Below are 23,457 nucleotides of genomic sequence, written 5' to 3' on the forward strand. Positions count from 1 at the left end.
GGCGGCTCCCGGCAGCCATTGAGGCGGCCCCTAGGGACACATACCGGGCTTCGGCCCGACCGACATCTCACCTAGGAAGCATCCGGCTATCCCGCCGATCGGCGGACACCATCTGACCGTGCCTTGCTGAGGCAGACCGGAACAGGATGGATCCATGACCAACACCGGACAAGCGCGGCCACCCACCGCCCATGACGGCCACGCTCAGCGCATCTCGAACCGGGGAGACCCCGACCGGGCCGCGGACGCGGCCCCCGGGCCCCGCGTGCCCGACGAGGATATCGAGAAGCGCCAGGACCAACTACTCGATGAGGCCGTGGAAGAGACCTTCCCGGCGAGCGACCCCATCGCGCCGAAGCGCATCACGAAATAGGCATCCCGTTCCCCCGTGTCGTGGTTTCGAAAGGACAAGTCCTTTCGCGGGGACCGGGGCGGAGCCCCGGACGGCGCCGCCGGCCCTCGCCCCCCGCGATCACCGGGGCTACATAGCCCGGAGTTCAGCCTTCTCCGGGAGACCCGACATGCCCTTCTCGCCGCTTCGGCCGGCCGGCCTTCTGTCCGTGCTGCTGCTCGCCGCGTCGCCTGCGGTCGCGCAGGAGAAGACCTTCCAGGACAAGGCGGTGCCGCTCTCCAAGGGCGACATCCAGTTCTCGCTGGCGCCCGTCGTGAAGCGGGCGGCGCCCTCCGTCGTCAACGTCTACGCCACCCATGTCGAGAAGCGCTCGGCGCGCTCGTCGGCCATGGACGAATTCATGCGCCGGTTCTTCGGCGAGGACCGGCCCGGCGGCAACGGGCGCGGCGGCCCCGGCGGGGCGCCCGGCGAGCGGGCGCAGCGCTCGCTGGGCTCGGGCGTGATCGTCGATGCGTCGGGCCTCGTCATCACCAACAATCACGTCATCGCCGAGATGAACGAGGTGAAGGTCTCGCTCGCCGACAAGCGCGAGTTCGAGGCGCAGATCGTGCTGCGCGACCCCCGCACCGATCTCGCGGTGCTCAAGATCAAGACGCCCGCCGACATCGCGCCGATGCCGATCGGCGATTCCGACCATCTCGAGGTCGGCGATTTCGTGCTGGCGATCGGCAACCCGTTCGGCGTTGGCCAGACGGTGACGCAGGGCATCGTCTCGGCGCTGGCGCGCACGCAGGTCGGCTCGTCGGACTACCAGTTCTTCATCCAGACCGACGCGGCGATCAATCCGGGCAATTCCGGCGGCGCGCTGGTCGATCTCCAGGGGCGCCTCGTCGGCGTCAACACCGCGATCTACTCGCAGTCCGGCGGCAGCCACGGCATCGGCTTCGCGATTCCGGCGAGCATGATCCGCGCGGTGGTGGAGGCCGCCAAGGGCGGCGGCAGCCTCGTGCGCCGGCCCTGGCTCGGCGCGCGGGTGCAGAGCGTGACCAACGACATCGCCGAGAGCGTCGGGCTCGACCGGCCGACCGGCGTGCTGGTGGCGAGCATGCAGGCCAAGAGCCCGGCGGAGGAGGCGGGGCTGAAGCGCGGCGACGTGATCCTGTCGATCGACGGGCAGAACGTCGACGACCCGGAGGCGTTCGGCTACCGCTTCGCGCTCAAGGGCATCACCGGCACGACGCAGTTCGGCATCCTGCGCGGCACGCGGCGCCAGACGATCCCCGTGAAGCTCACCGCGGCGCCGGAGACGCGCCCGCGCGACGTCCTCAAGGTTCGGACGCGCACGCCGTTCGCGGGCGCAACACTGGTGAACACCTCGCCCGCCGTCGGCGAGGAATTGCAGGCCGACCTGCCCGAGGAGGGCGTGGCGGTGAGCGCGGTCGAGGACGGGTCGCTCGCCAACCGCGCCGGCTTCAAGAAGGGCGACGTGATCGTGGCGGTCAACGGCATGCCGGTCACCTCGACCAAGGACCTCGACCGGCTGACTCAGCGCAGCTTCGGCCTGTGGGAGGTCTCGATCAACCGCGGCGGCGAGACGCTGACCTCCGTGTTCGGGGGCTGAGCCCGCGGCCCATGGAGATTCAGGGGACCGAGCACGTTCATGTCGGGCGGGACGGCTGGCTGTTCCTGACGGCGGGCAGCAACAACGTCGTCGGCCAGTTCAGCCGCTCGCGGCTGATGGCGCGGCGGGTGCGGGGCTGGAAGCGGCTGGTGATCGCCCGCGTGCGCGGCTGCAAGCAGTTCGGCGCCCCCTATCTCCACGTGATCGTGCCGGAGAAGCTGACGGTCTACGACCACCGGCTCGACGGGCTGAAGGTGCGGGTGCGGCTCTCGCCGGCCCTGCGGCTGCGCCGGGCCCTGTTCTGGCATCCAAAGGCGCGGCGTGCCTGCCTCGATCTCGTCGGCGCCTTCCGGGCCGAGCGCGACGCCCGCGACCTCTATCACCGCACCGACAGCCACTGGTCGTTCGAGGGCTGCGAGACCGCCTACCGCCTGATCTGCGCCGCCTGCGGCGCTACGCCGAAGGATCTGCGCACCGAGCCGCACGAATGGCTGGAGCGGGCGGGCGACCTCGGCGGCAAGCTCATTCCGCCCCGGACCGAGCCCTGGCCGATCCGGCAAATCCAGCGCGACGCCGTGCGGGTCCATGCCAGCCCGATCGTCAGTTTGCGCGAGCGCCTGGGCCGGGCCGACACGCTGCATGTCGGCTCGCACGTGATCTACCGCAACGAATCGCCGGGGACCGACCCGCGGAGAGTGGTGCTGTTCGGCGATTCCTACGCGCATTTCGCGCCGATCATGCTGACCGCGCTCATCGCCGAGACGTTTGCCGAGGTACACTTCATCTGGTCGTCGTCGCTCGACTGGCACTACCTCGAACGGGTGCGGCCCGATCTCGTGATCGGTCAGGTGGCCGAGCGCTTCATGTTCCAGCTCCCCGACGACCGGTTCGATCTCGAGGCCTACGCGGCGGAGCGGTTCGGGCCGGAATTGCGGGCCGCCGAGGCGGTCCAGGCCTGAGCGCCGACTCAACCCCCTCACATCCCACCCCTTCCCCTCATCCTGAGGTGCGCAGCGAAGCGGGGCCTCGAAGGAGGGCTCCAGTTCGCTCAGTGATCCCTGGAGCCCTCCTTCGAGGCCGCTGACGCGGCACCTCAGGATGAGGGGGATGGGTGGGAGGCGCCGGGCAAGCCGGTCCCGATACGGCGGTCCCCCGGCAAAAATTTCGTTCAGCCTGTTTCGGGAATGTTGCGTCGGCCGCGTCGGGCTCCGCGCGCCATGTGCGCTGGCGCAATGCCTCGGCAATCTGTCCAGCCTAGGTTCAGCCTCACACGAGAGCCGGCAAGGCTCCGAACCCAAGGGGCGGACATCATGCGGGACCTGTTCAAGATCGCGGCGGCCGGTGCGGTGCTCAGCGCCTACGCCGCCCTGGTGCCCTCGGTGGTCGAGGCGGTGCCCGCGCAGGGCGAGAAGGCCTTCACCCATCGCCTGCCGCAGGCCGGCGGCGCCGGTCCGGTCAGCGTCCGCCTGGAGACCACGGAGATCGGGGCCCGTCCGATGGACGCCCGCCGGCCGCTCGTCGTCGGCATCTCGGCGGGCGGAGCCTCCCGGTGACCACCGCGGACGCGCCCCTCCTCGCCGCGGTGTTCGTCGTCGGCCTGGGTGCGGCCGTGATCCTCAACGCCCTGCTGCTCGCCTGAACCCGTTTTCTGAGCGAGACGGACGCTTCAACCCGTGGCGGCCAGCGCGTGCACGTTGCCGCGCAGGCCCGCGCAGAGGTCGTCGACCTCCGCCAGATCGAGGGCATCGCCGCTGGTGGCCGCGATGGTGTCGATCAGGTCGTCCTTCCGGGGGTCGAACGGGTGACCCTGCATCCGGTAGAACTGGTAGTAGCGCAACGCCGCCAGAAGCGTGTCGCGCTCGCGAGCGGTCACGGTGAGGTTCTGCGTGGTCATGGGAGTCCCCTTGGCTTGCAACGAACGCCTGGCCGAGGCCGCACGCGACTCGGCCAAGCTCGACCGTTGTAGCCCCCGGAGAGCGGGTCCGTAAATGAATGGATGTTAAGGAAGGGGTGGACCGCGAGCGCTCGCGGCCGGGACGGCGCCTTGAGCTGGACGGCGCACCCACCGTTTCGATCCTGAACGCCGTCATTCCGGGGCGTGAAGCGAACCCGGACCCGAAGGGGCGCGCTGGAGGCGTGCAATCCACCCGTGATGCGCGGCTAGACGAGGCGTCGCGGCCAGTCGTGGATTCCGGGTTCCGCTGCGCGGCCCCGGAATGACGGCGGTGTGGGGTGGAGACGAGGGGGCATGCTCCGAATGCGGATATCCGCCTGAGGATCAGGCCGGCTCCCGCTCCGCCCCGACCCGTCCCGCCAAATCCCCGCCGGCCAAGCCGTAATAATCCTCCAAAATCCGCGGATAGACGGTCGGGCGAAAAACCGACTGCTCGGCCCTCAGCGCGTCGAGCGGGAGCGCCAGCAGCGCCGCGTTGAGCCGCTGCGGGTCGCCCGCGAGCGCCGGGTCGAGGCGGAAGCCCTGGCCCAGCTCCGCCAGCCGCTGCCCCTGCGCGCCGAGGTCGAACACCGCCGGGGGGATGCCCGCGGCGAGCGCCAGCGAGAGCGTGTAGCAGTAGGTCTCGGGCAGGATCGTCGGCAGCAGGATCAGGTCGGGATCGAGCCGGGCGAGTTCGGTGAAGGCCGCCGCGTCGCCGTCGTAGCGGCCGGTCTCGCGCACGCCCGCCGCCCGCATCGCGCCGGGGGCGTAGCTGTGGCCGATCAGGGTGTAGCCGATGGGCAGTGCGCGCAGCTGCGCGTCCAGCGCAAGGTCGTGGACCACGTCGAAGCCCTTGTGGATGCCGATGGAGCCGACCACCGCCACCCGCAGCGGCCCGTCCCGGCGCGTCGCGGGGCGCGGCGGGGCCGCGGGCAGCCGGTCCTCGTGCGGGCGCAGGGTGATCCCCGGGAGGTCGAGCGCCCCCGCGATGCGCTCGGCGAGATCGCGCGAGGGGGCGAAGACGCGCCGCGCGCCTCCCAGGAAACCGGCCCAGGCGCGCCTGCGCGCCTCCGGATCGGGCGGGGGCGTCTCGGGCTCGTCGTCGAGGCGGATGCAGGCGCGGCAGACCGCGGGCGCGGGCAGGCCGCAATAGACGCCCTCGGGCCGCAGCAGGTGGTTGCGGTGGCAGACCGCCGAATAGTCGTGCAGCGTCGCGTCGTAACCGGTGGGCAGGCCCGCGATCAGCTCCATCAGCCTCAGCGTCGAGGGCCAGTCGAGCCCGGCGAGCGAGTGGACGTGGACGAGGACCGGATCGAGCCACGCAATCAGCTCGGCGACGAAGTCGCGCTCGGTGGCGAGCGAGATCGGGTCCAGCACCGAGGCCGGGAAATCGACGGCGCTCGCCTTCGGCAGATCGGCCCGCAGGCCGGTGAGGTCGTCGGTGCGCAGGTAGACCGGTTCGAGCCCGGCCTCGGTGAGCCGCGCGCTCATCGCCTCGATATGGGTCTCGATGCCGCCGCCGAAATCGTGGGTGACGATCAGCGCCACGGGCCGTCCCGAGGCGATGACGCGGCGGGCGAAGCGGTAATGGTCGAGGCGGCGGCGGGCGAAGCGGGCCGGATCGACCCGGATATGGGTCTCGACCCGGCGCTGGTAGTCGGCGTGCTTGGTCAGCAGGGTGCGCAGGATCTCGGCGCCCTTGGTCGCGAGCAGGCCGCCGAACGAGACCGAGCCGGAGTGGAACACGAACACGTCGTGGGCGAGCACGTTGGCAAAGCCCGCCTTGAGCGCCCGCAGGCAGAAGTCGTTCTCCTCGCCGTAGCCGCGCCCGAAGGTCTCCGCGTCGAGGGGGCCGACCGCGTCGATCACGGCCCGGCGCATGTAGAAGCAGAAGCCGACGCCCGTCGGCACCGTGGAGCGCGTGCCGGCGTTGCAGGCCGCCGCGTAGGCGTCGATCTCGGCCGGGCCGACCTCGAGCTGCGTCTGGTTGTCGATGCAGAAGACCGGGTAGCTGCAGATCGTGGCGTTGTTGGAGAACGGCGTCACCGTGGCGATCGAGGGATCGTCGGCGGCGTGCCGGAGCAGGCGGTCGAGCCAGTCGCCGAACACGACGATGTCGGCGTTCAGGAGCACCACGTCGCGATCGGTGGCCAGCTCCAGGCCGCGGTTGCAGGTGCGGACGAAGCCGAGGTTCTCCGCGTTCCGTTCGAGCACGAACAGGCCGCGGCCGGCCAGCTCCGCCAGCGCCGCCGACAGCGCCGGCTCGGGGCTGCAATCGTCGATCACGAGGAGGGCGAAGGGCGTCGCCTGGGGCGCGCTCAGCACCGAGTGGATGGCGCGCAGGGTGTCGTCGAGCCCCTTGTAGACCGGCATGATCAGGACGACCCGCGCGCTGCCAAGGTCGGCGGCGGGCCGCGCCCGCTCCCACTCCGCCGCGCTCGGCGCGACCTGCGCCGGCCAGGGCCCGCGGCCGTAGGCGTTCGGCTTGAAGCCGCGGTCGCGCCCGACCGCGAGGTAGTGGAAGAACGGGTTCACGCCCCGCCCGATCTCGTGGCGGTACTGCGCGCGGTAGAAGCGGACGGAGAAGTGCGGGTTCGGGTCGCGGTCCTCGCGCACGCCGAAATCGAGGAAGTGGCGCACCGGATCGACGCCGGAATGGCGGATGTCGGCGTTGCGCTCGCGGTAATACGCCGTGTCGAACTCCGCCGCGACGGCCCGGTAGATCTGCGCGTCGGTGGCGTCGGCCGGATCGGCCGGGAGCCGGGCCGCCGCCCCGGTCGCCCGCGGCTCGGGCGGGATCGCCTGGGACGAATTCAGCCGCCGGGTCGAGACGAAGTGGTAGAGCGGGCTGACGTCGAGGCGGCGCACATGGGCGTGGGCCTGAAGGTAGGCGGTGCCGTCGAAGCCGTCGTTGGGGGCAAGCCCCCGCCGCCACCCCTTGGTGAGGTAGTGGATGAGCGGGTCTTCCCCGCTCTCCTCCAGCCCGGCGGTGCGGGCGTAGAAGCCGGCATCGAAATGGGGCGCGATCACCTCCGCCTGGACCGCGACGAAATCCGGCCCCGGCCGGGTCGGAACCCGCAGCCGCTCCGTGGCCGAGAGCCGGGCGTAGTGGAGCAGCGGGTTCTCCGGCACGCCTTCGCCCAAGTGCCGGTCGGCGTAGTAGAGCGTGCCGAACACGGCGGACGGGTTGCGGCCCTCGCGCCAGCCGTGGTCGAGGTAGTGCAGGAGCGGGTCCATCCCGCCGGACGCCACGTCGGGATATTCGCTGCGGTAGAACTCGGCATCGAAGAAGGGTCGCGCCAGCGCGGCGTCGCGGCGTTTGGGCCGAAGCAGCCTCGGCAGCTTGATCACGATCCGTCCTTCGATACGGCGATGGGCCCTACGCCCCCTACACCCGCGATGGCGGAGCCTGGGAGCGAAAAGATGGCGCGCGCCCGTCCTCCCCCCGAGGATTGATCGGCGCCCCCTTCCCCCGCCCCCGGGTTCGGCCTTAATTGCAGCCTGCCGCCGATGGGTGCGGTCATCGATGCGGCATCGCCCCGGGAGGGCACGATTTCCGACGGTCTCTGGTCTTCGGCGCTCGGTCTTCTGGCCGTCGTCGCCCTCGTCCTCGCCAACGGCTTCTTCGTCGCGGCGGAATTCTCCCTCGTGGCGGTGCGGCGCAGCCGGATCGCCGAACTGGTCAACGAGGGCCGGCTGAACGCCAAGGCGCTGCAACGCGCCACCGACCGGCTCGACGCGCATCTCGCCGCGACGCAGCTCGGCATCACCCTGTCCTCGCTCGCGCTCGGCTGGGTCGGCGAGCCGGCGCTCGCCCACCTGATCGAGCCCGCCTTCGCGTGGCTGCCGCCGATGGCCGCGGGCGTCACCACGCACACGCTCGCCGTGGTGCTGGCGTTCGCCGTCATCACCACGCTGCACATCGTGCTCGGCGAGCTGGCGCCGAAAAGCCTCGCGCTCCAGCGCAGCGAGCGCACCGCCCTCGTCATCGTGCGCCCGCTCTCCCTGTTCCTGCTGGTGTTCGGGCCCGCGATCCACTTCCTCAACGGGCTGGGCAACGGCGTGCTGCGGCTGCTGGGCCTGCGCCCCGGAGAGGGCGAGGGTCATCTGCCTTCGCCTGCCGAACTGAGCCTGCTCGTCACCGCGAGCCACGAGGCCGGCCTGCTGCACGAGGCGCAGGAGGACGCGGTGGCCCGCATCCTCGCCATCGGCGAGCGGCGCATCCGCGAGATCATGACGCCGCGAAACGAGGTCGATTGGGTCGATCTCGACGACAGCCAGGAGGAGATGATCGAGGCCGTGCGCGCCTGCCGCCACGAGCAGATCGTGGTGAGCCGCGGCCAGATCGACGACGTCGTCGGCGTGCTGAGGAAGCAGGACCTGCTGGATCAGTTCCTCGACGGCAAGCCCCTCGACGTAAAGGGCGCGACCCGCGAGCCCATCGTGGTCCACGAGGGGCTGGCGATCCTGAAGGTCTTGGAGATGTTCCAGACCAAGCCGGTGCGCATGGCGATCGTGGTGGACGAGTACGGCAGCCTGGAGGGCATCGTCACCCAGACCGACCTCCTGGAGGCCATGGCCGGCGAGATCCCCGAGCCCGGCGACGAGAAGATGGTGGTCGAGCGCGAGGACGGCTCGCTCCTCATCGACGGCATGATGCCCGCGGGCGACGCCTTCGACCGCCTCGGCTTCACCGAAAAGCCGCGCTCGGACGACTTCTCCACCTTCGCCGGCTTCTTCATCGTCCATCTCGGCCGCATCCCGACCGAGGGCGACTTCATCGAGGCGCAAGGCTGGCGCATCGAGGTGGTCGACATGGACGGACGCCGCATCGACAAGGTGCTGGCGCAGCGGATGGCGGAGGGTTAGCCACCCTCGCCGGCCGGATAGGCCGTCACGAACACGGCCTCCTCTCGACCGGGCGGCACGATCCAGACGCTGACGATGCAGGGGTCGCGCCCGTCCGGCGTCCTGATCCGGCATCGGAACGCGGTGCGGACACCCCAGCGGTCCCGGCGCACCTCGTCGATCGGATTGCGCTCGGGATGCTCCATCAGGGCCGCCTCGACGACGGGCCACGCCTCGGCCGAGAAGCCGAACGCTCGGAAGAAGGCGGCCTTCGACGCGCCGGCCGGATGGGTCGGATCGAGCAGGTAAGCGGTGATCTTGGCGAGCGGAATCCGGCGCGCCGGGGCCGGCTGCGTCACGCCGTCTGCGAGAGGTTCGGCGCCGTCACCGTCGCGACGGCGTGGAACGGGGTGATGAACTCCACCTCGTAGGCCTCGCCGGCCGCGTGCACGAACACCACCGCCCCCGTCGCCCCCGCGGGCAGGGTGCGGCCGTCGTCAAGCGTCAGGTCGCCGGACAACCGGACCATGCTCAACTCGGCCAGCGGCAGCCGGCTCGGCTGCGCGACGTTTCGCGCCAGCCGATGCTGCGGATGGACAAGTCCGGCGGTAGAAGACTTGCGGGTCACTCTCATCTCCTGCAGCCTGCAGATGGGCATGGCCAGGGGCCGAATGCAAATTGCCGTCGCCGGGGCACGATGGACATCGAGAACATCTTCGTGCTGACGGGCGCCGGCATCTCCGCCGAGAGCGGGCTCGGCACGTTCCGCGACCGCGGCGGGGTGTGGAGCCGGTTCGATCCGATGAAGCTCGCCACACCCGAGGCGTTCGCGGCCGACCCGGTGCTGGTGCACGACTTCTACAACATGCGCCGCCGCGACGCGGTGAAGGCCGAGCCCAACCCGGCCCACGCGGCTCTGGCGCGGCTGGAGGCGGCGCTGACGGCCCGCGGCGGACGGCTTTTCCTGTGCACGCAGAACGTCGACGACCTGCACGAGCGGGCGGGCTCGCGCGAGGTCGTCCACATCCACGGCGAACTGGTGCGGGCCCGCTGCACCCATTGCGGCGCGAGCCGGGAATGGCGCGAGGACCTCACGGTCGCGACGCCCTGCCCCAATTGCCAAAAAACCGGCGGGATGCGGCCGGACGTGGTGTGGTTCGGCGAGATGCCCAAACACCTCGACGCGATCGAGGACGCGCTGCTGAAGTCCGACCTGTTCGTGGCGATCGGCACCTCGGGGGCGGTCTATCCGGCCGCGGGCTACGCCGCCCAGGCGCGGGAATTCGGCATCCCGACGCTCGCGCTCAATCTGGAAGCCGCCGACAATGCCGGGATGTTCGCCAAGACCCGCCTCGGGCCGGCGAGCGAGACCGTGTCGGCTTTCGTCGCCGACATCCTGGCCGGCGGCGACGGCGCGGGGTGAATCGTAAGCGTCGCGGGGATGGGCCTACGCGCCCGATCCACTAGTTCCCTCGAAACGTCGCCGCACGGGAGGCACGAGGCCGGCGGACGGGGCATGGCTCCAACCGTCGCCGTGGCCTGCCTCTTGCTCCGGTACGGCGGAAGACGATGGGAGGGGTGGCGCGGATGGCGCACACGGCGTTCGACGAGATGAACGGGGGCGGGGCCGGTGGGGCCGATCCGGCCGCCGTGCGGCAGGCCTACGACATCCTCAAGGCGTGGCTCGACAAGACCTCCCCGGAGCATTTCAACACCCGCCGCAGCCAGGCCGAGATGCTGTTCCGGCGCATCGGCATCACGTTCGCGGTCTACGGCGCCAACGAATCGACCGAGCGGCTGATCCCGTTCGACATCATCCCCCGGGTGCTGACCAAGCCCGAATGGGACTTTCTGGAACGCGGGCTGAAGCAGCGCGTCACCGCGCTCAACGCCTTCATCAACGACATCTACGGCGCCGAGGAATGCATCAAGGCCGGGATCATCCCGCCCGACCTCGTCTACCGCAACCCACATTACCGCATGGAGATGCGCGCCTTCGACGTGCCGCACGACCTCTACGTCCACATCGCCGGCATCGACATCGTGAGGACCGGCGAGAACGACTTCTTCGTGCTCGAAGACAATGCGCGCACGCCCTCGGGGGTCTCCTACATGCTGGAGAACCGCGAGGTGATGATGCGGCTCTTCCCCGAGCTGTTCTCGCGCCACCGCGTCGCGCCGGTCGAGAACTATCCCGATGCCCTGCTCGCGACGCTGCGCAGCCTCGCGCCCCAATCCGCCACGCGCGACCCCACCGTCGTGCTGCTGACGCCGGGGCGCTACAACTCGGCCTTCTACGAGCACTCGTTCCTGGCGGACAAACTCGGCGTCGAACTGGTGGAGGCGGGCGACCTCTTCACCAAGGACGATGTCGTCTACATGCGCACCACCGAGGGGCCGCGCCGGGTCGACGTGATCTACCGCCGCCTCGACGACGACTTCCTGGACCCGCTGGTGTTCCGCCCGGACTCGGTGCTGGGCGTGCCGGGCCTCATGAACGCCTACGAGCGCGGAAACGTGACGCTCTCGAACGCAGTCGGAACCGGCATCTCCGACGACAAGGCGGTCTACAGCTACATGCCGGAGATCGTGAAATTCTTCACCGGCGAGGAGCCGATCCTGCACAACGTGCCGACCTATCGCTGCCGCGAGCGGGAGGCGTTCTCCTACGTGATGGACAACCTGAAGGACCTCGTGGTGAAGGAGGTCAACGGCTCGGGCGGCTACGGCATGCTGGTGGGCCCGCACGCGACCCGGCGCGAGATCGACGAGTTCGCCAAGAAGCTGCGGCATGCGCCGGACAACTTCATCGCCCAGCCGACGCTGTCGCTCTCCACCTGCCCGACCTTCGTGGCCTCCGGCGTCGCCCCGCGCCACGTCGATCTCCGCCCGTTCGTGCTGGCGGGCGCCGACGAGATCCGCATCGTGCCGGGCGGGCTGACCCGCGTCGCCCTGAAGGAGGGTTCGCTCGTGGTCAATTCGAGCCAGGGCGGCGGCACCAAGGACACCTGGGTGCTGGATGCATGAGCATCCCGACCACCCGTTGAGCAATCATTCGGCGGGACGTCGCAGGCGTTTGCCCTGAAACCGGGCAAATGCCGCACTGATCGCCGAAATGTCCAAGAGCTGGCCTGCGAGCTGAACCCATGCTGTCCCGGACCGCCGACAACCTCTACTGGCTCTCGCGCTACGCCGAGCGCGCCGACTTCCTCGCCCGCATCCTCGACGCGGCCCATCGCCTCGCAGCCCTGCCGTCGAGCTACGGCGGGCGCGAATCGAACGAGTGGGCCTCGGCCCTCCTGTCGGCAGGCGATCCGGAGCTGTTCCGCACGCTCTACGACACGGTCAACGAGCACACGGTCTGCAACTTCCTGGCGTTTTCCCCCAACAACCCGTCCTCGATCCGCTCCTGCATCGCCACCGCGCGGGAGAACGCGCGCTCGATCCGCACGGCGCTCACCACCGAGATGTGGGACACGATCAACGGCGCGTGGCTGGAGCTGCGCTCGTATGAAGGCCGCGACCTGACGCGGGAGGAATTCACGCAGTTCCTCGATTGGGTGAAGCGCGTCTCGCTCACCTTCGACGGCTCGGCCTACCGGACGATGCTGCGCAACGACGCCTACTGGTTCACCCGCGCCGGCACGGCGATCGAGCGGGCCGACAACACGGCGCGCATCCTCGACGTGAAGTACCAGATCCTGCTGCCGGCCTCCGAGCGGGTCGGCGGCTCGCTCGACTACTTCCAGTGGACCACAATCCTGCGCGAGGTCTCGGCCTTCAACGCCTATCACTGGGTCTACCGCGAGAGCATCAAGCCGCTGTTGGTGGCCGACCTGCTGATCCTCAACCCCGAGATGCCGCGCTCGCTGGCGAGCTGCTACCGCATGCTGGTCGAACATCTCGACCTCATCGCCGACGCCTATGGCCGCCGCGGCGAGAGCCAGCGCTTGGCGAGCAAGATGCGGGCGAAGCTCGGCAGCGCCGACATCGAGCGCATCTTCGCCTCGGGGCTGCACGAGTTCATCCAGGGCTTCATCGCCGAGAACAACGCGCTGGGGGCGGCGATCAGCGAGCAGTATCTGGTTTGACGGAGGTCGATCGCGACGACGACCCACGCATCCCCTCTCCCCGCACGCGGGGAGAGGGCTTCATGCCCCCTTGTCGGGGCATGAAGCGAGGCGGCAGCCGAAGGTGAGGGGGCTCATCCGTAGGAGCCTCTTCCGGACAAGCCCCCTCACCCCCGCTACCGCTCGTCGCGCCGACGACAGGGTCGTCGCGACCCTCTCCCCGCGTGCGGGGAGAGGGGGCACAACTTGCTCCGCCGCGCTTTCATCGGCACCGCACCTATAATGCCCCCGCCCAATCCCCCGTCCACGCCGTAAATCGCAACAGAACGTCGCTCCGCGACAACTCCCATCGCGGCAACCGATCACACTGCGCGAGGGCCGCAGCCCAGCCGCGCGCGGGCTTGCCCGTCTCATGAAGGAAAATGCCGGGCCCCGACCGCGGGAGGTGGATGCCCGTCGTCGCCACGGAGAGTCCTGAGGGATGCTGTCGCAGCACGTCGAGTCCGAGAAGGAGTGGAAGCCCTCCGACTGCACCGTCACCGAGCCGGCGACGGTCAACCGGGCGATCTCGGCGGCCTCCGTCGGCAACGTCGCCGAGTGGTACGATTTCGGCGTCTATGCCTTCTTCGAACCCGTCATCCAAAAAGTGTTCTTCTCCGACCTCTCCCACCCGATGGGCGAGATCGCGACCTTCGGCCTGTTCGCGGTGGCGTTCCTGATCCGGCCGCTCGGCGGGGCGTTCTTCGGGCCGCTGGCCGACCGGATCGGCCGCAACCGGGTGCTCGCCGCCACCATGATCCTGATGGCGGTCGGCACCTTCGCCATCGGCTGCATCCCGAGCCAGGAGAGCATCGGTATCCTCGCCCCGCTCCTGCTGCTCGCCGCCCGCCTCGTCCAGGGTTTCTCGACCGGCGGCGAGTACGGCAGCGCCATGACCTTCATCGCCGAGTACGCCCCGGACCGGAAGCGCGGCTTCCTCGGCAGCTGGCTCGAATTCGGCACCTTCACCGGCTACCTGCTCGGCGCCATCGTGGTGACGACCGCCCACATCGCCCTGACCGAGGAGCAGTTGCTCGACTGGGGCTGGCGCCTGCCGTTCTTCCTCGCCCTGCCGCTCGGCCTGATCGGGCTTTACCTGCGCGCGCAACTCGCCGAGACGCCAGCCTTCGCCGCCCTCGAAGCCGAGGCGGAAGCGCGCGAGAAGACCGCACGCGCCACCCAGACCTATCGCGACGTGTTCGCGCTCTGGCCCTACGCGCTCGTCTGCATGGGGCTGGTGCTGGCCTGGAACGTGCCGAACTACATGCTGACCGCCTACATGCCGACCTACGTCACCCAGACCCTGCCGACGATGCAGGGCTCGGGCGGCATCTCGGCCACCGCCTCGCAGATCCTGCAGATCGTCGTGATGGTGATCGCGCTGCTCGCGATCCCGCTGGTCGGGCGCCTGTCGGACCGGTTCGGCCGCAAGCCGTTCGCGCTCGTCGGCGCGGTCGGCCTCGTGGTGCTGGCGCTGCCGATGATCCTGCTGATCCGCAGCCAGAGCGAGGCGGCGGTGTTCACCGGCCTCCTCATGATGGGCCTGCTGCTGATCTGCTTTTCCGCCACCATGCCCTCGACCCTGCCGGCCCTGTTTCCGACCAACATCCGGGCGACCGGGCTGTCGATCGCCTTCAACGTCTCGGTCTCGCTGTTTGCCGGCACGACCTCGCTGGTGGTGGGTTCGCTCGTCGCCTTCACCGGCGACCTCAACTGGCCGGCCTATTACCTGATGATCGCGGGCGCGATCGGCGTCGCCTCGATGCTCGCCATCCGCGAGCCGAACGGGTCCAGCATGTGGGGCTCGCCCCCGGCGGCCGCGAGCGAGGCGGAGGCGCGCGACCTCGTGGCGCGCTACAACGCCGCCGCGACCGGCAGCCCCGCGCCGCCGCTCGGCCCCCTACCGCCGCAGGTGGTGTGAGTCGGCTCACCGCCTCGCGATGACGGCGCGAGTCTGCCAACGCTTTGGGCACACGACACGATTCCCAAATCGCGCATCCCGCCCTAGCTTGCCCGCGAGGCGCCGAGGCAGGACCATCACGGCATGCGCATCCGCATCGTCCACGACACCGTCTACACCTACGAGCAGCCGGCCCGCGGCCTGATCCAGCTCATGCGGCTGACGCCGCGCGACCATGACGGGCAGCACGTGCGCGAGTGGCGCATCGAGCCCTCCGTCAACGGGCGGCTGACCGCGCGGGAGGACGGGTTCGGCAACCTCGTCCACTGGTTCTCGGCGGACGAGCCGACCGACGCGCTCACCGTGCGGGTGACCGGCGAGGTCGAAACCTTCGAGACCGACGGCATCGTCCGCGGCGCGGTCGAGCGCCTGCCCGACCTGTTCTATCTCCGCGACACGCCGCTGACCGAGGCGAGCCCGGAGATCCAGGCCTTCGCCCGGCGCGTGGCAGGCGAGGGCGAGAGCAGCCCGCTCGCCATCCTGCACCGCCTGCTCGCCGCCGTCCCCGAGACGGTGGCCTTCGTCCCCGGCCCGGCCAGCGCCAGCACCACCGCCGCCCAGGCCTTCGCGGCCGGCAGCGGCGTCTGCCAGGACATCGCCCACGTCTTCGTCACCGCCGCGCGCCATCTCGAGATCCCGGCCCGCTACGTCTCCGGCTACGTCCGCCGCGACGACGGCGAGGAGGACGCGGCGCATGCCTGGGCCGAGGCCTTGGTGCCCGATCTCGGCTGGGTCGGGTTCGATCCGGCCTACGGCCTCTCGACCACCGAGGCGCATATCCGCGTCGCCACCGGCCTCGACTATCTCGGCGCCGCCCCGATCCGCGGCAGCCGCACCGGCGGCGGCACCGAGACCCTCACCGTGACCCTGCGGGTCGGCGAAGGCGGGGCGCAGGCGCAGAACAGCCGCGCCCCGAGCCAGAGTCAAAGCCAGTCTCAGGGCGGCTGAGCAGGCGCGCGAGGCGGCCGAGAATTCTCAATCGAGAATGGAATTCACTGTTTCGAAACCATCGCGTCCGGGCTAGCCTCCAATCTTAGGTTTGGGGGATGATTCGGATGTTTCAGTCTTGGAATAATGCGCCGCCCGTGTTCGAAGTCGCGGCGACGCAGCTGCAAGCCGCGTCCCAACTCTGCCAAGTCTGGGCCATCACGACCGACTATCAGCTGATCACATCCCAAAGGGATGGGTCGGAGATGCCTTGGGGGCCGTGGTCGACACCGGACGGCGCGCCCGCGCAGGTCTCCCGCGTGGCGGCGTGCCAGCAGGGTAACGGCCTCGCGCAGGTCTTCCTGCTCGACGTCGACGGGCAGCTCTGGTCCTCGTGGCAGTACGCGGATGGCACGTGGTGCGCCTTCTCCGGGCCGAACTTCGGTGGTGCCCCGAAGATGCAGCGCATCTGCGCGAGCGCGCAGGGCGGCGGTCGCGGCGCTCAGCTCTTCGGCATCACCGACGCAAACGGCATCGTCACGTGCTATCAGGCGACACCCGGCACCGACAGCTGGAGCGATTGGGTCGACTTCGGCGGGCCCAACCCCTGCTTCGAGATCACGGCGAGCCTTCAGAACGATCCGCGGGTCCAGCTCTTCGCTCTCGATGAGTACCAGAGCATCTGGACGAATTTCCAGACCGCACCCGGCAACGGCTGGTACGGCTTCGAGGGGCCCAAGTTCAATGGACAGCCCGGCGCTTTTCCAGCGATCGCCACCGTTTCCCAAGGCGGCTCGCGTGGCGCGCAGGTCTGGGGCGTCGACGGGAGCGGTGCGCTCTGGACCTGCTTCGAGCAGGTCTCGGGCAATGAGTGGACCGGCTGGGGACAGTTCCCCCCGTTCGACACCAGCACGTCCTTCGCGCGGATTGCCGCCGCGCAGATGGCCGACGGCAACGTGATGTTCTGGGGCATCGACGAGAACGGGAGCCTGTGGGTCATCCAGCAGACCAGCCCCGGCGGCGGCTGGGGACCCTGGGTCAACAGCTGAGCGGCCGACACGCTCTCGGTCGACCGCTTCGGTCGTGTCCCGCACGCCGCGGTTGCGAGGCGGCGGGCGGGGGTTCTCTCGGATCGCCACGACGGCGCCCGTCGGGTCATCGCGACGGGCGATGGCCCGGCTGCCCGAAAGATCGACTTGCGGCGTGAGGCTTCGCCGTGTCATCCGGCAGCCTCAAGCGTCCCTGCAAGGCCCCGTGCCGTCATGACCTACTGCGTCGGAGTGCTCGTCGAGGACGGGCTCGTGATGATCGCCGACACCCGCACCAATGCGGGGCTCGACAACATCTCGACCTACCGCAAGCTCCATATGTTCAACGTCGCCGACGAGCGGGTGATGATGCTGGCGTCCGCCGGCAACCTGTCGATGACGCAGTCGGTCCTGTCCATGCTGCACGAGGGCGTGGACGACGAGGAGACGGACGGGCCGCCGCCACGCCTGCGCGACGCGCCGACGATGTTCAAGGCGGCCCAGCTCGTCGGCCGGGCGATCCGGCGCGTGCGCGCGATCGAGAAGGCCGGCGCCGAGGCGGCGAACCTCCGCATGGAGGTCTCATTCCTGTTCGGCGGCCAGATCGGCACCGAGCCGATGCGGCTGTTCATGATCTACTCGGCGGGCAACTTCATCGAGTGCAGCCGCGACGCGCCGTTCCTCCAGATCGGCGAGCACAAGTACGGCAAGCCGATCCTCGACCGCGCCGTCACCTTCGAGACCGACCTCTACGACGCGCTTAAAGTGGGCCTCGTCTCGATGGATTCGACCATGCGCTCCAACCTCGGCGTGGGCCTGCCCATCGACATCGCGGTCCTGCGCCGCAACGCGCTCGCCCTCGAGGTGAACTACCGGATCGAGGCCGGCGAGAGCTACTTCCACGATCTGCGCGAGCGCTGGTCCGCGGCCCTGCGCGCCGCGCACCGGGCGATTCCCCGCCCGCCCTACGGGCCGCCGCGCTGAGTGCGGGAGGCATCCGGATGAGCACGAAGACGCAGAAGCAGCGGATGCTGGCGGGCGAACTCTACGTCGCCGACGATCCGGAATTGCACGCCGACATCCGGCGCATCTCGGCCTGGATGGACCGCTACAATGCGAGCCAGACCCTGAGTCAGCCGGAGCGGCAGGCGCTTCTCGAAGAGGCGTTCGCGAGCGTCGGCGCGGGCTGCAACATCCGCCCGCCCTTCACCTGCGATTACGGCTACAACATCCGCCTCGGGCGGGGCGTGTTCCTGAACTTCAACTGCTGCATCCTCGACGTGGTCGCGGTCACGATCGGCGACAGGACGCAGATCGGCCCCGGCGTGCAGATCCTCACCGCCGACCACCCGCGCGATCCGGCCGAGCGGCGTCAGATGCTGGAATTCGGGCGGCCGATCAGCATCGGGGCGAACGTCTGGATCGGCGGCGGCGCCCTGATCCTGCCCGGCGTCACCATCGGCGACGACGCCATCATCGGCGCCGGCAGCGTCGTCACCCGCGACGTGCCCGCGGGCGCGGTCGCCGTGGGCAACCCGGCAAGGCTACGCTGAGTCCCGGGTTTCGAAAGGGATCATCCCTTTCGTGGGTCCAGGGCAAAGCCCTGGTCTTGGAGGGAAACCGGGGCTCTGCCCCGGTGCCCCGCCAAAGGACTTAGTCCTTTGGAATCCCATGACTCAGATCAGTTTCAGACCCTTGAGGCTCGCGTGGCCGTCGCGGCCGAGGATGACGTGGTCGTGGACCACGATGCCCAGCGGATCGAGCACGGTGACGATCTCGCGGGTCATGCGGATGTCGGGGCCGGACGGCGTCGGATCGCCGGAGGGGTGGTTGTGGGCCAGGATGATCGCGGTGGAGGAGAGTTCGAGTGCGCGCCGCGCCACCTCGCGGGGATAGACCGGCGTGTGATCGACGGTGCCGCGGCCCTGCACCTCGTCGGCGATGAGGTGGTTGCGTCGGTCGAGGAACAGCACCCGGAATTCCTCACGCGGCGAAAAGGCCATCGTCGCGCGCAGGTATTCGATCAGCGCGGCCCACGAGGCCAGCAGGGGCCGCGCCGCGATGGCGCCCTTGGCGAGGCGCCGGCCCGCGGCCTCCATCAGCTTCAGGTCGCCGATCACCCCCGCGCTGACGCCCTCGACCTCGGCGAGCCGCGCCGGCTCGGCGGCGAGCACCTCGGCGAACGAGCCGAAGCGGCGGATCAGCGCCTTGGCGAGCGGCTTCACGTCCCGCCGGGGGATCGCCCGGAACAGGGCGAGTTCGAGCAGTTCGTAATCCGGCAGCGCGTCCGCGCCGGCCTCCGCGAAGCGGGCGCGCAGGCGCTCGCGGTGGCCGTGGTAATGCGGCGCCTCCGCGGCGGCCGCCTCGGCGAGCCCCGGCAGGTCGGCGGCGGGATCGGGCGGCCGGCGGGCCATCGCGGTCGGCGCGTCGTCGAGGGCCGTCCTCAGTACTGGGGCTTGGGCTGGTCGAGCCCCTTGGGCGAGAGCGTGAAGATCTCGAAGCCGGTCTCGGTCACCGCCACCGTGTGCTCGAACTGCGCCGAGAGCGAGCGGTCGCGGGTCACCGCGGTCCAGCCGTCGGCCAGCACCTTCACGGCGGGGCGCCCGAGATTGATCATCGGCTCGACGGTGAAGAATTGCCCGGCCTTCAGCGGGACGTCGTAGCTCGCCTCGACGTAGTGCAGGATGGTCGGCGCGTCGTGGTAGACCCGGCCCAAACCGTGGCCGCAGAAGTCGCGCACCACCGAGCAGCGCTCTCCTTCCGCGAAGGTCTGGATCGCCCGGCCGATGTCGTTGGTCGAGCCGCCGGGCCTGACCGCCTGGATGCCGCGCATCAGCGCCTCGTAGGTGATCTCGCACAGGCGCTGCGCCTTGCGCGGCACCTCGCCGATATAGGCCATGCGGCTCGAATCGCCGTGCCAGCCGTCGAGGATCAGGCAGATGTCGAGGTTGACGATGTCGCCCTCGCGCAGCGGCTTGTCGTTGGGGATGCCGTGGCAGACGACGTGGTTGATCGAGGTGCAGATCGACTTGCGGTAGCCGCGGTAGAACAGCGAGGCCGGATAGGCGCCGTGGTCCATGCCGAACTCGAAGGCGAGCTTGTCGAGTTCGTCCGTGGTGACGCCGGGCTGGGCCGCCTCCATCAAGAGGTCGAGCGCCTCGGCCGTGAGGCGCCCGGCGCGGCGCATGCCCTCGAAGCCCTCGGGGCCGTGGATCGGCGGCTCGGGCGCGCGGCGCCCGGCCTCGGCGGTCTGGTCTCGGCTCAAGGGCTCGGCTCTGCGGACGTTTTAGTGAAGGACGATGCTGGCATCCGTTCTACGCTTCGTCGTCAGCCTCGCCAACCCGGATGAACGGGGAGTGCGCCCGCGTTGCGGCCTCCGCCGGCCCGTGCCAGACGGTTCCACGGATCGCGCGACCCGCCCACAGTGTTGAGGGGTCGCCCGGCTTGAGGCGGAGGAAGGGTATGGCAACGCGCGGTTTCACGGGGCGCCCCCCGGCGGCGGAGATCCGCGACCGGCTGCCCCCCGGCCAGTACCTCACCGACGACTTCCCCGTGCTGCAGATGGGGCCGACGCCGCGGGTCTCGACCGAGGGCTGGCGCTTCACCCTGCGCCAGGGTTCGCGCCCGCTGGCGAGCTGGACCTGGGACGAGCTGCAGGCCCTGCCGCGCACCCGCTGGGGCGGGGACATCCACTGCGTCACCAAGTGGTCGAAGTTCGACACCCAGTGGGAGGGCGTCACCATCGACGACCTGCTCGCCGCCGCGGGGCTGGAAGCGCCGACCGGCTTCGTCCTGGCGGAGGGCCACGACGACTACACCACAAACATCCCGGTCCCCGACCTGCTCGGCGGCAAGGCGATGATCGCGACTCTCTACGAGGGGAAGCCGATCGAGCCCGACCACGGCGGCCCGGCGCGGCTCCTCGTGCCGCATCTCTACTTCTGGAAGAGCGCCAAGTGGGTGAAGGGTATGCGCTTCACGGAAGCCGACGAGGCCGGCTTCTGGGAGCTGCGCGGCTACCATATGTACGGCGACCCGTGGCGCGAGCAGCGCTTCACCGGCGATTGATTCAGCCCGTGGCCGATCCGATCCGCTGGCGCTCCACGACGATCCGAGCGATCGCGCCCGCGACCGCGCGGGTGAAGAGCTTCCGCTTCGACGGACTCGACGGCCCCCACCGGGCCGGCCAGCACGTCGATGTCCGGCTGACCGCGCCCGACGGCTATCAGGCGCAGCGCAGCTACTCCATCGCCTCCGCCCCCGGCGATCCGCTGGGCCTCGAACTGATGATCGAGCGTCTGGCGGACGGCGAGGTCTCGGGCTTCTTCGACGAGGTGGCGGAGGTCGGCGACGCGATCGAGATGCGCGGCCCCGTCGGCGCCTTCGCCTGGGGCGCGCCGGACGGCGGGCCGGTGCTGCTCGTCGGCGGCGGCTCGGGCGTGGTGCCGCTGCTCGCCATGGTGCGCGAGCGCTCGCTGCGCGCGCCGCACGTGCCGATGCTGCTGCTCTACTCGGCGCGCTCCAGGGCCGAGGCCATCGCGCGGGGCGAACTCGCGGCGCGCTCCCGCGACGAGACCGGCTTCGATCTGACGCTGCTGCTCACCCGCGAGGGCCCGACCGCGGGCCGGCGCATCGACCGAGTCATGATCGACACCGCCATCGAGTGCCTCGGCATGCCGCGCCACAGCTTCGTCTGCGGCGGCAACGCCTTCGTCGGCACCGTCGCCGACCTCTTGGTGGATGCGGGCGTCAGGCCCGGCACCATCCGCACCGAGCGATTCGGCGGCTGAGCGCGGCGTCGCCTCTCCCACCCCTCCCCCTCATCCTGAGGTGCGGAGCGAAGCGCAGCCTCGAAGGAGGGCTCCAGGGATCGCCGAGCGAACTGGAGCCCTCCTTCGAGGCCCGCTCACGCGGGCACCTCAGGATGAGGGGGTTGTATGGGAGGAAAGATAGAAGAATCAGCGCTTCGGCTCAGGCCCCTTCCGGTCCGCATCGGACCCGTTCGAGCCCTGCGGCGGGGCATCCGCCGGCTTCGCGCCCGTGGCCCGTCCCCCCGGAGCGGCCGGGCGTTCGCCGCCATGGCTCTCGGCGCCGAGCGAGGCCGGGCCGGCCTCAGGGGCGTTCGGCGTGTCGTGGCCCTGCGCCAGCGCCGGGCTCGTCGAGGCGAGAAGAAGAGCGCCGGCCAGCGGCGGAAGACGAGCGTCGGTGCGCATGGCCCAAAAATCCGTTCGGCCCCCGAGGGGTCGAACCGCGGGCCGCCGCCCCTGTTCCGGCTACCACTCGAAGAACGAGTCGAACCCCGGCAGCAGGCACATCAGCGTCGCCGCCGCCCCGACCACACCGGCCATCATCACCGCCAACGCCACGCGCGCCACTCCTTACCGGTCGGTCACCGACCGTCCGGACCGAACGTCGCAGCGGCGCAAAGGTTCAGGGGCGGGCGATCACCATTTGATGAAACGGTCGGCGCTCGGGCGAGCCGCCAGGGTGAGGGCGATCCCCCCCAGCGCTCCGGCGATCATGATGGCCACGGCCAGCGTCATCTCGGCTCCCCTCCAAACGGCCTCTCGCGAAGCTGTCAGGAGATCAACAGGGCCGGAACATGGTCTGTGCCGTGCGGCAGATTGGCATTCTTCAGAGCATCGGTCCGAAAGGTGGCGGCCGGCTTTCGGAAAAACCGATGCGGCACAAGAACCAGCCCATCATCCTGGATACGATATCAAGGATGATGGGCTGGTGAAGCGCGGAACGCCAACCCGTAGGGCGGACCGTCAGCGCGTTTTGCGCTTGCTCGTCGCCTTGCCCGCCGGGCGCGGCTTGCGCCGCTTCGGCTTCCCCGTGGTGCCGGTCGCGGCCTTGGTCATCTCGGCCAACATCGCGCGCTGCTGGCGGCGGACGGCGTTGGCACTGTACCCCATCCAGAAGCCGGCGGCGCTGTTGGCCGCGGAAAGCCACAGGCCCATCGCAGGGTTCTTCATGATGCAACCTCCGCGGACCAACGGCGCCGACATGCGATCGGTTTCGGTGCCCCCGCCTCCGCTGCGGCACAATTCGCCGCACCGGCGGTTTCCCCCGTGAAGCGCCGGCCGGTGTCGGCGCATCCGAACCGGAGACCGACCATGAAGCGACTCGCCCTCACCTGCGCGCTGGCCCTGTCGGCAGCGACGTTCGCGGCCTCGGCCCAGGCGCAAGGCACGATCCGCGGCGCCGAGCGCGGCGCGGAGGACGGCAACCGCGCGGCCGGTCCGGTCGGCGGCGTGGTCGGCGGCGCCGTGGGCGCGGCGACCGGCACGGTCGGCGGCGTGCTCGGCGTCGATCCCGACGCCCGCCGCGAGGAGCGCCGGGACGAGCGCATCGAGCGCCGCACCGTGCGCGAGCGCGACGGCCGCTGATCCCGAACGGGGGCGGCGCGCCGCCCCCGCCCTCACCCGCCGACGAAGGGCCGCACCAGCACGCGCCGGCCGGTGAGATCGTGCACGCTCACGTGCCACGCGTCCCAATCCTCCCGCCCGTCGAGCGCGCGCATCACCTCGCGGGCGACCTCCCCGGCCCGCCGCGCCAGACGCTCCGGCAGCCGGATCTCCTTGCCACGGGCATCGAACACGCACTCGTATCCGTTCGTCGCATGGAAGCGGTATCGCGCCATCGTCGTCCCTGTCCTCCTCGCCGACTCGTTTGT

Annotated in this window: 25 protein-coding genes; 16 read left to right on the top strand and 9 right to left on the bottom strand. The window is 70.1% G+C overall.

What is annotated here, in order from left to right; all coding sequences use genetic code 11:
- Positions 1–154: 154 nt before the first annotated feature.
- From AAHG03_RS03865 to AAHG03_RS03880, 4 genes are all read left to right on the top strand, one after another.
- On the top strand, positions 155–373 hold the full coding sequence (locus AAHG03_RS03865) for a hypothetical protein (RefSeq protein WP_342148901.1): 219 nt from the start codon (positions 155–157) through the stop codon (positions 371–373).
- Between the two features lie 148 nt (positions 374–521).
- Positions 522–1,973, top strand: a complete 1,452-nt coding sequence (locus tag AAHG03_RS03870; protein WP_342148903.1) for a Do family serine endopeptidase — start codon at positions 522–524, stop codon at positions 1,971–1,973.
- A gap of 11 nt (positions 1,974–1,984) precedes the next feature.
- Positions 1,985–2,932, top strand: a complete 948-nt coding sequence (locus tag AAHG03_RS03875) for an alginate O-acetyltransferase AlgX-related protein (RefSeq protein ID WP_342148905.1) — start codon at positions 1,985–1,987, stop codon at positions 2,930–2,932.
- Positions 2,933–3,283: 351 nt separating this feature from the next.
- Complete coding sequence (locus AAHG03_RS03880) at positions 3,284–3,526, top strand: hypothetical protein (RefSeq protein ID WP_342148906.1); 243 nt, start codon at positions 3,284–3,286, stop codon at positions 3,524–3,526.
- 113 nt (positions 3,527–3,639) lie between these two features.
- On the opposite strand, the gene AAHG03_RS03885 is transcribed toward AAHG03_RS03880, so the two are convergent.
- A complete protein-coding gene (locus AAHG03_RS03885; protein ID WP_091942510.1) occupies positions 3,640–3,867 on the bottom strand; it encodes a hypothetical protein in 228 nt (75 codons plus the stop codon).
- A gap of 384 nt (positions 3,868–4,251) precedes the next feature.
- The gene (locus AAHG03_RS03890) at positions 4,252–7,257 is read right to left on the bottom strand and encodes a glycosyltransferase family 2 protein (protein ID WP_342148907.1); all 3,006 of its coding nucleotides are present in this window, start codon (positions 7,255–7,257) and stop codon (positions 4,252–4,254) included.
- A gap of 159 nt (positions 7,258–7,416) precedes the next feature.
- Between AAHG03_RS03890 and AAHG03_RS03895 the strand changes: the two genes are divergently transcribed.
- Positions 7,417–8,775: a hemolysin family protein gene (locus AAHG03_RS03895; protein WP_342148909.1), complete on the top strand. Its 1,359-nt coding sequence runs from the start codon at positions 7,417–7,419 to the stop codon at positions 8,773–8,775.
- On the opposite strand, the gene AAHG03_RS03900 is transcribed toward AAHG03_RS03895, so the two are convergent.
- Positions 8,772–9,113 carry a DUF6883 domain-containing protein gene (locus AAHG03_RS03900; RefSeq protein WP_342148912.1) on the bottom strand — a complete coding sequence of 114 codons (342 nt, stop codon included), beginning with the start codon at positions 9,111–9,113 and terminating at the stop codon, positions 8,772–8,774. The genes AAHG03_RS03895 and AAHG03_RS03900 overlap by 4 nt on opposite strands.
- Complete coding sequence (locus tag AAHG03_RS03905) at positions 9,110–9,382, bottom strand: DUF4926 domain-containing protein (RefSeq protein WP_342148913.1); 273 nt, start codon at positions 9,380–9,382, stop codon at positions 9,110–9,112. The genes AAHG03_RS03900 and AAHG03_RS03905 overlap by 4 nt, the downstream gene beginning before the upstream one ends.
- A 69-nt stretch (positions 9,383–9,451) precedes the next feature.
- Between AAHG03_RS03905 and AAHG03_RS03910 the strand changes: the two genes are divergently transcribed.
- The 8 genes from AAHG03_RS03910 (at position 9,452) to AAHG03_RS03945 (ending at position 18,331) form a co-directional block, all read left to right on the top strand.
- Positions 9,452–10,177, top strand: a complete 726-nt coding sequence (locus AAHG03_RS03910; RefSeq protein ID WP_342148914.1) for an SIR2 family NAD-dependent protein deacylase — start codon at positions 9,452–9,454, stop codon at positions 10,175–10,177.
- A gap of 164 nt (positions 10,178–10,341) precedes the next feature.
- Positions 10,342–11,781: a circularly permuted type 2 ATP-grasp protein gene (locus AAHG03_RS03915; RefSeq protein ID WP_342148916.1), complete on the top strand. Its 1,440-nt coding sequence runs from the start codon at positions 10,342–10,344 to the stop codon at positions 11,779–11,781.
- A 119-nt stretch (positions 11,782–11,900) separates the two neighbouring features.
- Positions 11,901–12,845 (top strand): alpha-E domain-containing protein, encoded by a 945-nt coding sequence (locus tag AAHG03_RS03920; protein WP_342148917.1) that lies wholly within the window; start codon positions 11,901–11,903, stop codon positions 12,843–12,845.
- 460 nt (positions 12,846–13,305) lie between these two features.
- Entirely contained in the window at positions 13,306–14,784 is a 1,479-nt protein-coding gene (locus AAHG03_RS03925) for an MFS transporter (protein WP_342148918.1), read from the top strand.
- Positions 14,785–14,907: 123 nt separating this feature from the next.
- A complete protein-coding gene (locus tag AAHG03_RS03930) occupies positions 14,908–15,771 on the top strand; it encodes a transglutaminase family protein (RefSeq protein WP_342148919.1) in 864 nt (287 codons plus the stop codon).
- A 137-nt stretch (positions 15,772–15,908) separates the two neighbouring features.
- On the top strand, positions 15,909–16,799 hold the full coding sequence (locus AAHG03_RS03935) for a PLL family lectin (protein ID WP_342148921.1): 891 nt from the start codon (positions 15,909–15,911) through the stop codon (positions 16,797–16,799).
- Between the two features lie 213 nt (positions 16,800–17,012).
- A complete protein-coding gene (locus AAHG03_RS03940; protein ID WP_342148923.1) occupies positions 17,013–17,762 on the top strand; it encodes a peptidase in 750 nt (249 codons plus the stop codon).
- 17 nt (positions 17,763–17,779) lie between these two features.
- Positions 17,780–18,331 (top strand): sugar O-acetyltransferase, encoded by a 552-nt coding sequence (locus AAHG03_RS03945; RefSeq protein WP_342148925.1) that lies wholly within the window; start codon positions 17,780–17,782, stop codon positions 18,329–18,331.
- A 123-nt stretch (positions 18,332–18,454) separates the two neighbouring features.
- Here the strand turns inward: AAHG03_RS03945 and radC are convergent, their stop codons facing one another.
- On the bottom strand, positions 18,455–19,192 hold the full coding sequence (gene radC / locus AAHG03_RS03950) for a RadC family protein (protein WP_342148927.1): 738 nt from the start codon (positions 19,190–19,192) through the stop codon (positions 18,455–18,457).
- 29 nt (positions 19,193–19,221) lie between these two features.
- Positions 19,222–20,043 (bottom strand): type I methionyl aminopeptidase, encoded by an 822-nt coding sequence (map, locus tag AAHG03_RS03955; RefSeq protein ID WP_342148928.1) that lies wholly within the window; start codon positions 20,041–20,043, stop codon positions 19,222–19,224.
- Positions 20,044–20,240: 197 nt separating this feature from the next.
- On the opposite strand from map, the gene AAHG03_RS03960 reads away from it, so the two are divergent.
- Positions 20,241–20,846, top strand: coding sequence for a sulfite oxidase-like oxidoreductase (locus AAHG03_RS03960; RefSeq protein ID WP_342148929.1), 606 nt, complete (start codon positions 20,241–20,243; stop codon positions 20,844–20,846).
- A gap of 8 nt (positions 20,847–20,854) precedes the next feature.
- Positions 20,855–21,568 (top strand): FAD-binding oxidoreductase, encoded by a 714-nt coding sequence (locus AAHG03_RS03965; protein WP_342148931.1) that lies wholly within the window; start codon positions 20,855–20,857, stop codon positions 21,566–21,568.
- Between the two features lie 168 nt (positions 21,569–21,736).
- Here the strand turns inward: AAHG03_RS03965 and AAHG03_RS03970 are convergent, their stop codons facing one another.
- Together AAHG03_RS03970 and AAHG03_RS03975 are read right to left on the bottom strand one after the other, a co-directional pair.
- Positions 21,737–21,991: a hypothetical protein gene (locus AAHG03_RS03970; protein WP_342148933.1), complete on the bottom strand. Its 255-nt coding sequence runs from the start codon at positions 21,989–21,991 to the stop codon at positions 21,737–21,739.
- A 558-nt stretch (positions 21,992–22,549) separates the two neighbouring features.
- Complete coding sequence (locus AAHG03_RS03975; RefSeq protein ID WP_342148934.1) at positions 22,550–22,756, bottom strand: hypothetical protein; 207 nt, start codon at positions 22,754–22,756, stop codon at positions 22,550–22,552.
- A 141-nt stretch (positions 22,757–22,897) separates the two neighbouring features.
- On the opposite strand from AAHG03_RS03975, the gene AAHG03_RS03980 reads away from it, so the two are divergent.
- Complete coding sequence (locus AAHG03_RS03980; RefSeq protein WP_342148935.1) at positions 22,898–23,170, top strand: hypothetical protein; 273 nt, start codon at positions 22,898–22,900, stop codon at positions 23,168–23,170.
- 32 nt (positions 23,171–23,202) lie between these two features.
- Here AAHG03_RS03980 and AAHG03_RS03985 read toward each other — a convergent pair whose 3' ends face one another.
- Positions 23,203–23,424 (bottom strand): DUF6894 family protein, encoded by a 222-nt coding sequence (locus AAHG03_RS03985; protein ID WP_342148936.1) that lies wholly within the window; start codon positions 23,422–23,424, stop codon positions 23,203–23,205.
- Between the last annotated feature and the right edge of the window lie 33 nt (positions 23,425–23,457).

Origin of the sequence: Methylorubrum subtropicum (genome assembly GCF_038442325.1) — a bacterium.
In the GTDB taxonomy this organism is placed as follows: Bacteria; Pseudomonadota; Alphaproteobacteria; order Rhizobiales; family Beijerinckiaceae; genus Methylobacterium; species Methylobacterium subtropicum.

Excerpts from the sequence above, each read along its gene's own strand:
- AAHG03_RS03925 (WP_342148918.1), top strand. The coding sequence starts at position 13,306 with ATGCTGTCGCAGCACGTCGAGTCCGAGAAGGAGTGGAAGCCCTCCGAC.
- AAHG03_RS03960 (WP_342148929.1), top strand. The coding sequence starts at position 20,241 with ATGGCAACGCGCGGTTTCACGGGGCGCCCCCCGGCGGCGGAGATCCGC.
- AAHG03_RS03895 (WP_342148909.1), top strand. The coding sequence starts at position 7,417 with ATGGGTGCGGTCATCGATGCGGCATCGCCCCGGGAGGGCACGATTTCC.
- AAHG03_RS03880 (WP_342148906.1), top strand. The coding sequence starts at position 3,284 with ATGCGGGACCTGTTCAAGATCGCGGCGGCCGGTGCGGTGCTCAGCGCC.
- AAHG03_RS03985 (WP_342148936.1), bottom strand. The coding sequence starts at position 23,424 with ATGGCGCGATACCGCTTCCATGCGACGAACGGATACGAGTGCGTGTTC.
- AAHG03_RS03940 (WP_342148923.1), top strand. The coding sequence starts at position 17,013 with ATGACCTACTGCGTCGGAGTGCTCGTCGAGGACGGGCTCGTGATGATC.
- AAHG03_RS03910 (WP_342148914.1), top strand. The coding sequence starts at position 9,452 with ATGGACATCGAGAACATCTTCGTGCTGACGGGCGCCGGCATCTCCGCC.
- AAHG03_RS03870 (WP_342148903.1), top strand. The coding sequence starts at position 522 with ATGCCCTTCTCGCCGCTTCGGCCGGCCGGCCTTCTGTCCGTGCTGCTG.
- AAHG03_RS03970 (WP_342148933.1), bottom strand. The coding sequence starts at position 21,991 with ATGCGCACCGACGCTCGTCTTCCGCCGCTGGCCGGCGCTCTTCTTCTC.
- AAHG03_RS03875 (WP_342148905.1), top strand. The coding sequence starts at position 1,985 with ATGGAGATTCAGGGGACCGAGCACGTTCATGTCGGGCGGGACGGCTGG.
- AAHG03_RS03930 (WP_342148919.1), top strand. The coding sequence starts at position 14,908 with ATGCGCATCCGCATCGTCCACGACACCGTCTACACCTACGAGCAGCCG.
- AAHG03_RS03885 (WP_091942510.1), bottom strand. The coding sequence starts at position 3,867 with ATGACCACGCAGAACCTCACCGTGACCGCTCGCGAGCGCGACACGCTT.
- AAHG03_RS03945 (WP_342148925.1), top strand. The coding sequence starts at position 17,780 with ATGAGCACGAAGACGCAGAAGCAGCGGATGCTGGCGGGCGAACTCTAC.
- AAHG03_RS03975 (WP_342148934.1), bottom strand. The coding sequence starts at position 22,756 with ATGAAGAACCCTGCGATGGGCCTGTGGCTTTCCGCGGCCAACAGCGCC.
- AAHG03_RS03920 (WP_342148917.1), top strand. The coding sequence starts at position 11,901 with ATGCTGTCCCGGACCGCCGACAACCTCTACTGGCTCTCGCGCTACGCC.
- radC (WP_342148927.1), bottom strand. The coding sequence starts at position 19,192 with ATGGCCCGCCGGCCGCCCGATCCCGCCGCCGACCTGCCGGGGCTCGCC.
- AAHG03_RS03980 (WP_342148935.1), top strand. The coding sequence starts at position 22,898 with ATGAAGCGACTCGCCCTCACCTGCGCGCTGGCCCTGTCGGCAGCGACG.
- AAHG03_RS03915 (WP_342148916.1), top strand. The coding sequence starts at position 10,342 with ATGGCGCACACGGCGTTCGACGAGATGAACGGGGGCGGGGCCGGTGGG.
- AAHG03_RS03865 (WP_342148901.1), top strand. The coding sequence starts at position 155 with ATGACCAACACCGGACAAGCGCGGCCACCCACCGCCCATGACGGCCAC.